Origin of the sequence: Janthinobacterium kumbetense, assembly GCF_023703445.1 — a bacterium.
Lineage (GTDB): Bacteria > Pseudomonadota > Gammaproteobacteria > Burkholderiales > Burkholderiaceae_D > Janthinobacterium > Janthinobacterium kumbetense.
The window spans coordinates 1,051,182-1,065,547 of sequence record NZ_JAMQGR010000001.1 but is presented as its reverse complement, the minus strand read 5'-3'; the positions used below and the strand labels follow the sequence as shown (position 1 = coordinate 1,065,547).

Genomic DNA, 14,366 nt, shown 5'->3' with positions numbered 1-14,366 from the left:
TCGATAGGAAAGACATATGACAGAATTGATCCCCGTCACCATCATCACGGGTTTTCTCGGCAGCGGGAAAACCACCTTGCTCAAGCGCATATTGCAGGGCAATCACGGCGTGCGCATCGCCGTGATCGAGAACGAATTCGCCGCCGAAAGCATCGACCATGGCTTGCTGGTGCAGGACAGCGACGAGCAGATCGTGGAAATGAACAATGGCTGCATCTGCTGCAGCGTGCGCGGCGACTTGATCCGCATCCTGGGCGAGCTGCACGCCAAACGCGCATCCGGCACTATCGCCTTCGACCACGTGATCATCGAAACGACGGGCCTGGCCGCGCCCGGCCCCGTGGCGCAAACCTTCTTTGCGGAACCGTCCGTCAGCGAGTACTACATGCTCGACGCCATTTTGACGGTGGTCGATGCGCGTCATGCGCAGCAGCAATTGACGGCGCACAAGGAAGCGCAGGAACAGGTGGGCTTTGCCGACCGCATCCTGCTGTCGAAGACGGACCTGGTCGGCAAAGACGAGCTGGCCGCGCTGCGCCGGCGCCTGGTCGCCATCAATGGCCGCGCCAGCATTCAGAAAGTGCGCTTTGGCAATGTGCCCTTGCGCGATATCCTGAACATCCGCGGTTTCAATTTGAACGCCATCGTCGAGCTGGAGCCGGATTTCCTGGGGGAATTGGGGCACCGCCATGGCGACGGCGTGCAATCGTTCGTCTATCACCAGTCCCAGCCCCTCGATCTGTTGCAAGTGGAAAATTTTCTCGATGCCGTGGTGCAGCTGTTCGGCAGCCAGCTGATGCGCTACAAGGGCATCCTGTACGTGGCCGACGTGCCGTGCCGCGCCGTCTTCCAGGGCGTGCACATGCTGATGGGCTCGGAACTGGGCGCGCCGTGGGGCGACGGGGAAACGCGCGCCAGCAAGATGATCTTCATCGGCCGCGACTTGCCGCAGGATATGCTGATTCGGGGCCTGGACCGCTGCGTGGCCAAGGCGGACAGCCCCGCTGAGGTGGCGGCGTGAGCGTGGAAGCGGGCTTGCCCGCCCTGGCGCTGATTTTTTTGCTGGGCATGCGGCATGGGCTGGAACCGGACCACCTGGCCGCCGTCGACGGCCTGACCCTGCGCAGCCAGGCCGCGGCGCCGCGCTGGACGCCGTGGATGGGCGCGCTGTTTGCGCTGGGCCATGGCGTCACCGTGCTGGCCATCGTGGCCGTGGCCGCCGTGGCGTCACAGCAATTTTCACCGTCGGAAACCGTGTTCGGCTGGCTGGAATGGCTGCCCATCGCCTTGCTGCTGCTGATCGCGGCCCTGAATGCGCGCAGCTTGCTGGCCGGCGCCCAGCTGGCCGAGGTGCGCGGCCGGCTGCTGCCGCGCTGGCTGCGGGGCGCATCCGGGCCGCTCGCCGCCATTCTCGTCGGCATGCTGTTCGCGCTGGTCTTCGACACGGCCCTGCAGGCGGCCGCCTGGGGCTACGCGGCCGTCGCGCTGGGCGGCATGCAGCCGGCCTTGCTCACGGGCCTGGTGTTTGCCGTCGGCATGGGCGTGACGGATACCTTCGATGGCTGGGTTACGGCAAAAGTCATGCGCACCGGCCAGATTGATCTCGTGCGCGCCTTCCGGCGCCGCCTGGGCTGGCCCATCGTCGCCATCTGCGTGGCCATGGCCGCTTGCATGGCGGCCGGCAAGCTCGATCCGGCCTGGTCGCTGCCGGAAAGCTGGACGGCGGCACTCGGTGCGGCCATGGTGTTGCTGATGGCGGCCCTGTACGGCTGGACCTTGCTGGGTTTGCGCCGCGTGCGTGCCTGAGGCGGGGGCGTGGGTATAATGGAAAAAAACTGCCGGATTCCACCATGCCCGCACCTGAAATCGTCATCCGCCTGCTGACGCCAGCCGACACCCCCGCCTTTTGCGCGCTGCGCCTGCGCGCCATACTCGATTCGCCCAGCTCGTTTTCCTCGTCGCGCGAGGATGAGCTGGCGCGCACGCCCGAAGAACACGTGCAGCGCATCGCCGACGGCCCGCTGCACCGGGCGTTCGGCGCCTTCGATGGCGAACGCCTGGTCGGCCTTGCCGGCTTGCGGCGCGAATCCATGCGGCAACTATCGCACAAGGCCTTGCTGTGGGGCGTGTTCGTCGATGTGGCGCAGCGGGGCAAGGGCGTGGCGCGGCGTCTCGTGAACGCCTGCATCGCCCAGGCCGAAGCGGACCCTGCCGTCATGCAAGTGCATTTGAGCGTGAATGCGGAAAACAATGCCGCCCTGGGTCTGTATGAATCGCTGGGATTTATCGCGTACGGCACGGAACCGCGTTCGATGCGCGTGGGCGAGCTATTCTATGACGAGCATCACCTGGCTTTATTGATCAGGTAATGCTGCTGCCGATTACTTGCAGCGCGGGCACAAGCCCTTGATCAGGTAATCGACTTCGCCGCCGCTGAAACCTTCCGGCAAGAGCACGGGCGGGGGCAGCTTGACTTCATTGAAGCAGGTGACGTTCGCGCATTTCGTGCACTGGAAGTGCGCGTGTTCGTGCGCCTGGTGGCCGGCGCCCGCGCTGAAGCGCCACACCTGGTCGGCACCCGCGATGCGGTGCACCAGTTCATTTTCCGTCAGCCATTCCAGCACCCGGTACAGGGTGACGGAATCGATGTCGCTGTCCTGCGACAGCGCTTGCTGGATTTCATGGTGGGTCAGCGAACGGCTTTGCGCCATTAAAAAGTCGAGCACCTTCACGCGCGTCTTGGTGACGCGGGCATTGGTGTTGCGGATCAGCGATTCGGCTTGCGGTGTAGAAGATGATGTCAACATGATAGGCCTGCTTGCGGGGGATCGGCTGGCGGCGTCATCGCCGTGCCTTTGCCACCCTCTGGGCCGTATCTTAGCATGCGTGCCGCACTCGATGGAACGGCGTCACGGTTTGAACGTCCAATAGCGCCCGGCCACCGTATCGACGGGGTCGAGAAAGCGCTGGTCGGCGCGCGCCTGGTTGCGTATCAGATAAAACATGTCGGACAGGGCCGAGCGCTTTTCCGCAAAGTAAGAGTGCTTCATGAAGCTGGTGTCGACCCCGGTGGCGTCGATGGTTTCCACGCCCGCCACGATCAGCATGCCGGCGCCGCTGTCGCCCGCGCGCGGGTAGCCGTGCACGGCTTTCGAGGCGGCCAGGGCCAGGTCTTGCGACGAGGCATACAGAGTGACGGGATTGCGCGCGCCAGCCAGTTTCGGCGCGATATCGTGCTTGAAGATGGCGGCGTCGATATCGGGCGCAGACAGGATGATTTCCGTGATCTTTTGCGCCAGTTGCGGCTGCGCGGCCAGCAAGTCGGCCACGGCGCGCGCCAGGCCGCGGCTGCCCATGCTGTGTCCGACCAGATACACTTGCGCTGCCTCCGTGCTGGCGAGAAAGTCGGCCAGGAAGCTGGCGAGGTGGGGCGTGCTCCACTCGATATTGTTTTCATCGATGGTGTAGCCGGCCACCTCGCCGCGCGACGGCCAGCTGTAGAACACGGGCGCGCCGTCAAAGCCCAGGTCGTAGGCCATCTGTCCCGTGCGCCGCGCCGCATCCTCGAAACTCACGTTATAGCCATGCACGAAGATAAAGGCGCTCTTGCCGGCCGAGGCGCGGATCTGGGTCTTCAAGGCGGCAAAGAAGTTGCCGCGGTCTTGCACGTCGGCCGACAGCACCACCACGTGCTTGGCCGGGTCGTCGCGAAATTCCAGGCGCCACAGCGACGGCGATTCCAGCTGCCCCATGCGATGGTCGCGGGGGATGCTGATGTCGCAGCTGCCATAGCTGAGGGGGCCATTGCCGCCCATGATGTTGCGTTCGCCGCTGAAGCGCTGGGCCGGCGGCTTGCCCACGTCGCGCTGGCGGTCCGTGGCGAAATACACTTTCACCACCGCATAGTTCGACACGACGGCGCCCTGGTCGGCAGGGGCGGGCGACGGGGGAAATGGACGCAGCGGGGGCCGCACCGCATCGAGCAAGCCTTGCGCGGCAAACAGGGTTTCCATGTCGTCCGGCACTTTCGCGGCCGACAGGGCGGCCGACAGGGCCAGTTGCAGCCGGGTATCGGCAGGTTCGGTTTCCAGCGCGGCGACGGCGGCCAGGATGGCGGCGGCGCCGTCGAACTTGGCGATGGCTTGCTTGAGCCGTTCATAGTGGCTGGCGACGGCTTCGGGAGCATGGCCGGGCGCGCCATGCCCGATGGCTGCCACGACGGCGGAAGTGATCAAGTCCATGCTGCCCACCTTCCTGTGCAATTATTGATATTGCCATATAAGCACGATGTCATGAACTTGTCCAGAGGGGTTCGCAACGCATGGAAGATCTGTCAAGCTGCTCGGATAGAACCATTGTTCTTCCGACTCTGGCCTGGCCGCGGCCACCACAACCGCCTATGTGAACAGATACTTCTGGAGCTGTAAATTGCGTGCGCAGATAGCCTTGATGTCGGCAACAGGAATTGCTATCGCACCTTGAAGATCAATAACACCAAGCGCAAAGATATATGCAACCAAGGCCGAAAAATAAAAACGCTCATAGCGTTCAACATCCGCCTTACTGGTGCGGAACGGGCTTAACATACTGCCATGCGCGCGCTCATTGCGAGAAGTGAATAATAGTAAAGATAGAAAAAACTCGATTCTTTTCTTATCCTTGGGCTGGTTTTGCACCCTAGTCATATCCAGTGCAGTATGCGTAGCAGGATTTTTCGGCTTGCCGCCAAACGAACCCGATATGTAGAGTTTGAGAAAACTCGCACACAGATCGATTTTCTTGGCATCGACAGGCGGTGGATTTGAAAGTTTTGGCTTCCCTTTCAGTTTTGCTCCAACCGTTTGAGGCGCGACCGGTGGCGGCACCGCGAATTTATCCATAAATTCGTCATAGCGCACTTCGCCAAAAAAATCTTTGGCGCGTCCTCTGATAAATTCGTTCTGAATGCCAGGTTGTACATGTGCGTAGCAAATGCGCTTGGCCACATATTTATATGAACCAAACGGCATTGCATCGGCCAGTAGCTTGAGTATGTCATTCCAACCTTTTTGGTTGGCTAGGGTCAGCTTCCCCCCCAATCCTTGAACTATGGCCTTGCCACCTTTGGAAAACAGCGGAGTTGCGCCCTTGTCTATGACACGAAAGCAATGATCAAACAGATAGTCTGGACGGGTAGGCAGGCATTCTATGCCATCAATCAGGTGCCCCACCAGTACTTGGAAATTAGCATCGCTGCTAAATTGTAGGTGCACGGGTTCAAATACCTGAGGATGGTGCTTCATCACCAGCAAATCAGCAAATTCCTGTTCCGCCTTAAATAGCATAGCCGTAGGCCAGCAATTATGTTTATCTACCCGTGCCTTTTGAAAGTTCATTGCTGCTTCCTTTTATATTGCAATATTGAAAAATAGCGCCTTCCGGAATCGAAAGGCGCCAGTTTAAATAGTGACATGAAATTAAGAGGCAATGTTGAGAATGAAAATTTTTATTTTCTTGTTGTTCGATATAGATTGCACCCCTATAGGCATATCAATAAAGCAATATTTGCACGTAATCTGTGAAGCGTTTTGCATGCGACGAGGCAATGCCTGTCACGACAGGCGCTGTCAACCACAGATCAATGCTGCTTGTCGTCGCTGAACTGCTGCGCCAGGGATTGCAGGGGCGCCACCGTCAGGCCGCCGCGGCTCACGTGCTCGGGGATGGCCACGCGTACGGGCTTGCTGTGCATGTTGGCCGACGATAATACGTTCGTCGTCGTTTCCGGCGCCGCATTCCACACGGGATCGACGATGCCTTCGAACACATGCTTCAATTGTTCGCCCCACGTATCGCGGATCATGCGGAAATACTGGTTCTTTTCATCGATGGTGACGAAGCGCGTGACGGCCAGGCTGCCCGTCTCGTAGACGAGCAGGTCCAGCGGCAAGCCGACGGAAATGTTCGAGCGCAGGGTCGAGTCCATGGAAATGAGCGCGCACTTGGCCGCCTCGTCCAGGCGCGTGAACGGATTGATGACCCGGTCGATGATGGGCTTGCCGTATTTCGCTTCGCCGATCTGGAAATACGTGTTTTCATCGTGCGATTCGATGAAATTGCCGGCCGAATACACCTGGAACAAGCGGCAGCGCTCGGCGCCTATCTGACCCCCGAGAATGATGCTGACATTGAAATCGATGCCGCAGTCGGCCAGCGCCTTCGCTTCGCGCAGGTGCACGGTGCGCACGGCTTCACCCACGATGCGCGCCGCGTCGTACATGCTGGCCACGTTCCAGATGCTGCGCCCGTCCGCATCCACATGTTCGGACACGATCTGGCGGATCGCCTGCGAGATCGACAAGTTGCCGGCCGTCATCAAGACCAGCATGCGGTCGCCCGGGTTTTCGAACACGCTCATCTTGCGGAAGGTGCCCACCTGGTCCACGCCGGCGTTGGTGCGGGAGTCGGACAGGAAGACCAGGCCTTCGTTCAGGCGCATGCCTATGCAATAAGTCATCGTCGTAAATCAAATCAAAAGGGGAAGCATTTTACACCAGCCGGGTCCGGCCTACCGCCTGCAAGGCCCGGCCAGCCTCATTCCTGCCCGTTTACACGGGCACGATCTGCACATCGACTCTTAACGTTTCCGTGCCGCCGCCCTGGCGCACGCCGCGCACGGGGGCGGCCGAATCGTAGTCGCGTCCGATGGCCAGGCGGCAATACGCATCCGTCATCAGCCGCGCATGCGTGACGTCGATGCTGACCCAGCCCGCGAAATCCGCGTCTTCCACCCACGCGTCGACCCAGGCATGGCTGGCCGCGTGGCCCGTCGTGCCCGGATCGATATAGCCGGACACATAGCGGGCGGGGATGCCCCAGGCGTGGCAGCACGCAAGGAACAGATGGGCGTGATCCTGGCACACGCCGCGCCCCAGGGCCAGGGCGTCGCCGGCCGTGGTGGTGACCATGGTGGCGCCGCTTTCATACGCGACCTTGCCGACGATGTGCTCGGCCAGGCGCAGCAGATGGCCCGTGCCGGCCGTCACGCGGCGGTCCGGCAGGCTGGCGGCCGTCAGTTCGAGGATGGCCGGATTGGCCTGGGTCAGCGGCGTCGGCATGGTAAACAACAGCGGCGACAGGGTATCGACCAGGTTCAGCCGTCCCTTGTGCGGATAGATGGTTTCCACCACGCCGTGCGCCACCAGGCTCAGCGACTGATGGCTGCCGTTAATCGTCAGCATGTGCGACAGATTGCCGTAGGCATCCGTGTAGGCGTGGCACCGGCCCGGCGTGGCGATGTGCCAGGACAGGGCGCGCTGCTGCGGCTCGATACGCGGCGTCAGGTGCAGCTGCTGGATGGTGTAGGCCAGCGGCGCACTATAGGCGTAATGGGTTTCGTGGCGGATGGTGAGCTGCATCAGGCCGCCAAGGGAACGAGGAAGTCGCGGCTGACCCGGTTGCCCAGGTCATAGATGTTTTCCAGAAATTCCGTCAATGTATGGTGCAGGCCCGCCTTCATGATGTCGTCGATATGGCCGAATTTCAGTTCCGCATGCAATTTGCCGGCGAAACGCTCCGTATCGGCCGACACGTCGTTGCGGATATGTTTCAGGTTTTCCACCACGTCATCCATGCAGGCCAAGAGCGACCTGGGCATGTCGCCGCGCAGCATCAGCAATTCCGCCACCCGCGCCGGCGTGATCACGTCGCGGTACACTTTGCGGTAGATCTCGAAGCCGGAAACGGAGCGCAGCAGGGCCGCCCAGTAGTAGAAATCGCGCTGGGTGATGTCTTTCGACGTGTCGCGCGCGCCGTGGAACTTCACGTCGAGGATGCGCGCCGTGTTGTCGGCCCGCTCCAGGAAGGTACCCAGGCGGATGAAGTGGATGGCTTCATCCTTGAGCATGGTGCCCAGGGTCACGCCGCGCGACAAATGCGAGCGGTATTTCACCCATTCGAAGAACTGGCTGGGGTCCGTTTCCAGCAGATTGCTCTTCAGGCGCTTTTGCATGTCGAGCCAGGTGGCGTTCTGGATTTCCCACACTTCCGTCGTCAGGGTGCCCCGCACGGCGCGGGCGTTTTCGCGCGCGCCCGTCAGGCAGGCCAGGATGGAAGACGGGTTGTTCGGGTCGCGCACCATGAAATCGAGCACGTCGCGCGTGTGGAAGCGGCCATATTTGTGGTCGTAGGCGCTTTGCAGCTCGGAAATGCCCAGGGTGGCGCGCCAGCCCTGTTCCGCGTCCTGCTCCGATTGCGGCAGCATCGACGTCTGCATGTTGACGTCCAGCATGCGCGCCGTGTTTTCCGCCCGCTCCGTGTAGCGGGCCATCCAGAATAAATGATCGGCGGTGCGGCTCAGCATGTTTTCTCTCCTGCAAAAGCGGATGTGGCTTCCAATACCCAGGTATCCTTGGTGCCGCCCCCTTGCGAGGAATTGACCACCAGCGAGCCTTCACCGAGCGCCACGCGGGTCAGGCCGCCCGGCACCATGGAAATTGTCTTGCCGGACAGCACGAACGGCCGCAAATCGATGTGGCGCGGCGCAATGCCGGCCTCGACATACGTGGGGCAGGCGGACAGGGCAAGTGTCGGCTGGGCAATGTAGCCGCCCGGATTGGCCAGCAGGCGCTGGCGGAAATCCTCGATCTGCGCCAGGCTGGACGCCGGCCCCACCAGCATGCCGTAGCCGCCCGCGCCATGCACTTCCTTGACGACCAGTGTCGGCAAATTCGCCAGCACGTAGGATAAATCGGCCGGTTTGCGGCATTGGTACGTGGGCACGTTGTTCAATATCGGTTCCTGCGACAAGTAAAACTTGATCATGTCGGGCACGAACGGATAGATCGACTTGTCGTCGGCCACGCCCGTGCCGATGGCGTTCGCCAGGGTCACGCGGCCCGCGCGGTACACGGACAGCAGGCCCGGCACGCCCAGCGACGAGTCGGAACGGAAGGCCAGCGGGTCGAGGAAATCGTCGTCCACGCGGCGGTAGATGACGTCTACCCTCTTCGGGCCCCGCGTCGTGCGCATGTACACGGAGTTGTCGTTGACAAACAAATCCTTGCCTTCCACCAGTTCCACGCCCATTTGCTGGGCCAAAAACGCGTGTTCGAAGTAGGCGGAGTTGTACATGCCGGGCGTCATGACGACAACGGTCGGGTCGTCCACGCCCATGGGCGCGACGGAACGCAGGTTGTCGAGCAGCATGTCCGGATAATGGTCGACGGGGGCAATGCGGTTGCGCGCGAACAGTTCCGGGAACAGCCGCATCATCATCTTGCGGTCTTCCAGCATGTAGGACACGCCGGAGGGCACGCGCAAATTGTCTTCCAGTACATAGAATTCGCCCTGGCCGGCGCGCACGATGTCGACGCCCGCGATGTGGGCGTAAATGTCGGAAGCGACGGAAATACCCTGCATTTCCGGTCGGTACTGGGCATTCTTGTAGATTTGCTCGGCGGGAATGATGCCCGCCTTGATGATGTTTTGCTCATGATAAATATCATGGATGAACATGTTCAAGGCTTGCACGCGCTGCACCAGGCCCGTCTGCATCTGCGCCCATTCGGCGGCGGGGATGATGCGGGGGATGGTGTCGAACGGAATCAGGCGTTCCGTGCCGGCATCGTCGCCGTAGACGGCGAACGTGATGCCGACCCGGCGGAACGTGAGGTCGGCTTCGGCCCGCTTGCGGGCGATGGTCTCGGGCGATTGCTGTTCCAGCCAATTGCTGAATTCACGATAGTGTTCACGTACCTTGCTGTCCGTACCCACTTCATTTGCAGTCATTTCATTGAAAAAATTTGCCATGTTGTGATTTCCCTTGAGCCGTGTCTGGGTATAGCTCAGCAGGAAGCGTGCCAACAGGGCGGGCGTGAACAGGTGTAAAGATGACCACTTTTGTGGCGTCGCGCCATTCCTTGCACCAATACGGTGCGCTAGGCGCCACTCTTGGGGACGTCGGCGGACGGGACGAAGGGGCGGCAATCGACGGGCACGTCGAAGATGAAGCTGGTGCCCGTTTCGGACGCGCTGTCGACGGCGATGCTGCCGCCGTGGCTTTCCGCCACGCTTTGCACGAAGGGCAGGCCGATGCCCCAGCCTGGCGCGGGGTTGTCGTTTTCGCGGCGCAAGTAGTCGAAGATGCGTGCGGCCTGTTCCGGCGCGATGGCCTGGCCGCCATTGTGGACGGTGACGATCAGGCGTTCGTGGACCGCTTCCACGTGCACGCTGATGGGCGTGTCGTCGCCATACTTGAGGGCATTGCCGAGCAGGTTTTCCAGCGCCCGCCGCAGCGAGTTCTCGCACCACCAGCCGGTGACGGCTTGCCCGCTGACCCGGCATTTGTCCGGACGCTGCAAGTTGACCTGGCCGGCCACGGCGTGTACCAGCGGCAGCACGTCGAATTGGCTCAGCACCAGCGGCAGCTGCTGGCCCTGGTGGTAGCTGAGGCCATCGAGCAATTCCTCGATCATGCTGTCGAGCCGCTTGCTGTGCTCGACAATCTTGTGCGCCAGCAATACCACCCGCTCCGGGTCGGCTGGCCTGAACAGCAGCTGGGCGCTGGTGCTGATGACGGCCAGGGGATTGCGCATGTCGTGCGACAGGCCGGCCGCGACGCGGCGCCGGAAGCTTTCATGCATGCTGGTAAATTCGCGTATCGATTCGCGGATGCCCACGTCGATCGACTTGTTGATCACTTGCCAATCCTTGCTGCGCAGGGTGATGCCGGACTCATGCGCAGTGGCGGCGAAGCAGTCGCGGAAGATCTGGTACTCCTGGATCACCTGTTCCGGGCCGTAATTGGTCATGCGCGCCCGTTCGTTGCCATGCACGGCGGGCACGTTGCTGTTGCTGGCGGCGTTGTCGCGCGGGTGGCCGGGGGTGAGGGCTTCGGCCAGGTTGTCGAAAAAGGCCGGCAAGGTATTGATGAGTATGGGCGTGAGCAGCTGGTCTGCGCCGCGCACGCTGGCGCGCACGCGCTGTTCCCAAGCCTCGAGGACGGCGTCGCGCATGGCGAAGATGCGCTGCGCGCGCTGCAATGGCTGGTGCGCGCCGGCCTGGCGACCCGCGTGCTGATCCGTGCTGATGCTCACCTGGCCTCCCTGACCGCAGTGACTATGCTTGCAATAGTATGCGCCTAATCAGCCGGCGGGGAAACGCTTTATTGTCCAGTATCGGCCTGGCGCAAGGCCGCATACAGGCGGGAAAGCGAGGCTGACCACTCGGTCAGCGAAAAGTTCTGTGGGTCATCATGACCATTCGCAAACCCTGTATCGAGCACGGCGTGGAAGGCGGGAATCAGCCACGTTCCCTTGCGCACGCTGGCGGCGATATACAGCAGGGCCAGGCGGTCGTATTGCGCAGGCGTAAAGCCGGGATCGGGCGCCAGGCCATCGTTGCCCTTGCCGCCGCCGGGCACGGAGTTGCGCGGTTGCACCAGTTCCACGTGCAGGAACAGGCCCGTCAGCGACGGCTTGTCCTTTTCCAGCTTGCTGGCAAAGCTGGCCGTGCCGAAATCGCGCACCTGCAAGGAACCGCCCAGGCGGTTCACGTAGACATGGCCTTTCGGACCGCCGCCCAGCGCCGGATTGCGCAAGCTGAAGTCGTTGAAATCCCAGCTCGCGTCGTTGATGTAGTCGGGAATGGTTTCTAACAAGAAATTCGGGTAGCTGGTGTCGTGGATGACGAAATAGCGGGCCATCGGCGCAGCCAGCCGGCCCACGGCGCGCGACAGGGGCGCGTCGACGGCGCCGCCCACGTCCGCCTCGGCGATACCCTGTTCCGTCAGCCAGGCGCGCAGGCGGGCCGGCGCGATGCCCGCGCGCTGGCCGATGCGGGCGGCCAGGAAGTCCGGCAGCGGCGCGCTGTCGCCCAGGCGCGCATACAGCTTGACGGGACGCAGCAAGCACGTGGCTTGCGCCAGCGCATCGCCCTTGAAGCCGCTTTTCCAGGCGGCATACGGGCAGGCGGCTTGTTTTTGGGCAGCGGCCGGCAGGGACAGGCAAAGCAACAGCAGCAGGGCAGGGAGTCGTTTCATGTCGGCATTGTCGCCGAAGCGCGCCTTGCGGCACAGGCGCACACATGAAAAAAAGCTGCCCGAAGGCAGCTTTTCATCGTGCGACAGGCGCGCGCGGTCTTTAAAACGCCACGCTGGCCGACACGACCACGGTGCGCGGCGCGGCCAGCACCAGCGAGCCGATATTGAAGGACGACACGGCCGACGACCAGTAATTGCGGTCCGTCGCGTTGTCCACGCGGGCGCGCAAGGTCACGTCACGGCCCGCCACTTGCGTCAGGTAGCGCGCGCCGATGTCGAGGCGGGTCCACGATGGCAGCTGCCGGGTGTTGGCCAGGTCAGCGTATTGCGTCGAGGTGTAGATGGTGCGGGCGTTCAGGGTCAGGCCTGGCGCGCCGGGCACGTCCCATTCGCCGCCCACGCTCATCTGCGTTTCCGGTGCGCCGATGGGTTTCTTGCCATTGTTGGCGGCCACGCCGGTATTGCTGAGCTTTGCATCGAGCCAGGTCAAGCCGCCCAGCAGGCGCACGCCCTGCATCGGCGTGCCGAAAATCGATAATTCCAGGCCGCGGTTGCGTTGCTCGCCATCAAGTTCGGCTCGCTTGCCGAGCACGGCCAGCAAAGGCTTGCTTGTCGTGAACAGGGCTGCGCTCATGCCCAGCTTGCCGCCGTCATACTTGACGCCGATTTCCTTCTGCTTCGATTTATACGGCGCAAACACCTCGCCCATGTTGTCGACATTGACCTGCTGGCCGTTTTCCAGATACGTTCCCGTGGCCGTCGGTCCCTTGACCAGCGCCTCGATGTAGTTGGCGTACAGCGACACGTCCTTGCTGGCCTTGAAGACGATGCCCGCCACGGGCGTCGTGGCGCTCTCGTCATAGGCCTTGCCTTGCGGCGCCGAGGTGTTGTAGTCGTAAGCGGCATCCTTGATCTGCTGGCGGCGCAAGCCCACGGTCAGCAGCAGCTTGTCGTCGAGGAAGGCCATGGTGTCGGCCAGGGCGTAGCTGTTGAGGATGGTTTTCTGGGTGATGCGCGGGTCGCTCATGATGCCGCCCGTGTAGGGCGCCGGCGGCGGGCTCACGTCGACCGGTGCGTAAATGTTGGTGGCAAACTTGTCGCCGATCGCATACGCGTTCTTCGCTTCATTCCAGTGCCCGGACCAGCTGGCCACCAGGGTGTGCTTGACGGCGCCCGTAACGAGCTTGCCGCGAATGCCCAGTTCGCCCGTGCGGATTTCCTGCTTGCGGGCATTGTCGAAGCGCGACGCCGTGGCGTCGCCATTGATCGAAGTCAACGTCGGCTCGGCCAGGCTGTTGGCTTCCTTGGTCGAGCGGGAGCCAAATGCGGCCCAGGCCACGACATCCTTGGCCAGATCCACTTCGGCGCGCGCCGTGCCGAACACATCGTGTTCCTTGGAATAGCTCCACGGCTGGGCAAAGTTCTTCGACGCATCGGGTGCGGATGGCAGCACGGCCACGCTGCCAATGCCGACGGACGGGCGCGGCGATGTCAGGTCGAAATTCTGGTAGCCGGCGTCGGCCGACAGGCGGTAGCCGCTGCCGCGGTAGTCGAGGCCGACCGAGAACATGCCCACGTCGTGGTCTTCGCGCTGGATGCCGGTCTCGCCCTGGCGCTTGGCGGCGTTGACGCGCACGCCGAATTCCTGGCGCTCGCCAAAGCGGCGCGCCACGTCGATGGCTGCATAGGCGTGGCCGCCCGATTCCACGCCCACCGTCAATTCCGTCAGCGGCGCATTGCCGGCGCGCTTGGGCATCAGATTGATGGCGCCGCCGATGCCGCTGCCGCCCGGCGCCGCGCCATTCAGGAAGGCGCTGGCGCCACGGAACACTTCCACGCGCTCGAGCAATTCCGGCGATACATATTGACGGGGCAGCACGCCGTACAGGCCGTTGTACGCCACATCGTCGGAATCGAGGGCGAAGCCGCGGATCACATACACTTCCTGGAAATTGCCATAGCCGCGCGACATGCGCACGGCCGGATCGCTCTGCAGCAGGTCGCCCACGCTGCGCGCTTGCTGATCGGCAATGAATTGCTGCGTGTAACTGGTGCTGCCGAATGGCGAATCCATCATGTCCACGGCACCGAGGATGCCCATGCGCCCGCCGCGCGCCACCTGGCCACCCGCATACGCCTTCGACAACCCTTCCGCCGACGCATCGGCCGAGGCATTGACGACTACCGTGGGCATGGTTTGCGCGTCGCCGGCCGGCGCGGTGGTGGTGGCTTGGGCGTGGGCGGCGGCGCTGGCCAGCAGCAAGGCGGCCAGGGCGAACGGGGTAGGGACGAGGTGGAAGGTGCGCATGGAGTTATCTGGATATTAATGAGAATGATTATCATTATA

General features: G+C 62.4%; 13 protein-coding genes. 3 read left to right on the top strand and 10 right to left on the bottom strand.

The window, feature by feature from the left end:
• The first annotated feature begins 16 nt into the window (after positions 1 to 16).
• From NCG91_RS04830 to NCG91_RS04820, 3 genes are read left to right on the top strand one after another with little or no spacing between them, the layout of a single operon-like run.
• Entirely contained in the window at positions 17 to 1,021 is a 1,005-nt protein-coding gene (locus tag NCG91_RS04830) for a CobW family GTP-binding protein (protein ID WP_251348805.1), read from the top strand.
• Positions 1,018 to 1,806 (top strand): HoxN/HupN/NixA family nickel/cobalt transporter, encoded by a 789-nt coding sequence (locus NCG91_RS04825; RefSeq protein ID WP_099668041.1) that lies wholly within the window; start codon positions 1,018 to 1,020, stop codon positions 1,804 to 1,806. Before NCG91_RS04830 ends, NCG91_RS04825 begins: the two co-directional genes overlap by 4 nt.
• Before the next feature lie 44 nt (positions 1,807 to 1,850).
• The gene (locus NCG91_RS04820; protein WP_251348804.1) at positions 1,851 to 2,369 is read left to right on the top strand and encodes a GNAT family N-acetyltransferase; all 519 of its coding nucleotides are present in this window, start codon (positions 1,851 to 1,853) and stop codon (positions 2,367 to 2,369) included.
• Between the two features lie 12 nt (positions 2,370 to 2,381).
• On the opposite strand, the gene NCG91_RS04815 is transcribed toward NCG91_RS04820, so the two are convergent.
• From NCG91_RS04815 to NCG91_RS04770, 10 genes are all read right to left on the bottom strand, one after another.
• Entirely contained in the window at positions 2,382 to 2,807 is a 426-nt protein-coding gene (locus NCG91_RS04815; RefSeq protein WP_034787417.1) for a Fur family transcriptional regulator, read from the bottom strand.
• A gap of 102 nt (positions 2,808 to 2,909) precedes the next feature.
• Entirely contained in the window at positions 2,910 to 4,241 is a 1,332-nt protein-coding gene (locus NCG91_RS04810) for an alpha/beta hydrolase (RefSeq protein WP_251348803.1), read from the bottom strand.
• 156 nt (positions 4,242 to 4,397) lie between these two features.
• The gene (locus tag NCG91_RS04805; protein ID WP_251348802.1) at positions 4,398 to 5,375 is read right to left on the bottom strand and encodes a hypothetical protein; all 978 of its coding nucleotides are present in this window, start codon (positions 5,373 to 5,375) and stop codon (positions 4,398 to 4,400) included.
• Positions 5,376 to 5,617: 242 nt separating this feature from the next.
• A complete protein-coding gene (locus tag NCG91_RS04800) occupies positions 5,618 to 6,496 on the bottom strand; it encodes a proteasome-type protease (protein WP_092604876.1) in 879 nt (292 codons plus the stop codon).
• A 91-nt stretch (positions 6,497 to 6,587) separates the two neighbouring features.
• Entirely contained in the window at positions 6,588 to 7,397 is an 810-nt protein-coding gene (locus NCG91_RS04795) for a transglutaminase family protein (protein ID WP_251348801.1), read from the bottom strand.
• The gene (locus tag NCG91_RS04790; RefSeq protein ID WP_034787425.1) at positions 7,397 to 8,341 is read right to left on the bottom strand and encodes an alpha-E domain-containing protein; all 945 of its coding nucleotides are present in this window, start codon (positions 8,339 to 8,341) and stop codon (positions 7,397 to 7,399) included. The genes NCG91_RS04795 and NCG91_RS04790 overlap by 1 nt, the downstream gene beginning before the upstream one ends.
• Entirely contained in the window at positions 8,335 to 9,789 is a 1,455-nt protein-coding gene (locus NCG91_RS04785) for a circularly permuted type 2 ATP-grasp protein (protein WP_099668036.1), read from the bottom strand. The genes NCG91_RS04790 and NCG91_RS04785 overlap by 7 nt, the downstream gene beginning before the upstream one ends.
• A 128-nt stretch (positions 9,790 to 9,917) precedes the next feature.
• The gene (locus NCG91_RS28095; protein ID WP_251348800.1) at positions 9,918 to 11,075 is read right to left on the bottom strand and encodes a sensor histidine kinase; all 1,158 of its coding nucleotides are present in this window, start codon (positions 11,073 to 11,075) and stop codon (positions 9,918 to 9,920) included.
• A 68-nt stretch (positions 11,076 to 11,143) separates the two neighbouring features.
• A complete protein-coding gene (locus NCG91_RS04775; RefSeq protein ID WP_251348799.1) occupies positions 11,144 to 12,019 on the bottom strand; it encodes a hypothetical protein in 876 nt (291 codons plus the stop codon).
• Positions 12,020 to 12,119: 100 nt separating this feature from the next.
• The gene (locus NCG91_RS04770) at positions 12,120 to 14,327 is read right to left on the bottom strand and encodes a TonB-dependent receptor (RefSeq protein WP_251348798.1); all 2,208 of its coding nucleotides are present in this window, start codon (positions 14,325 to 14,327) and stop codon (positions 12,120 to 12,122) included.
• Positions 14,328 to 14,366 lie beyond the last annotated feature (39 nt).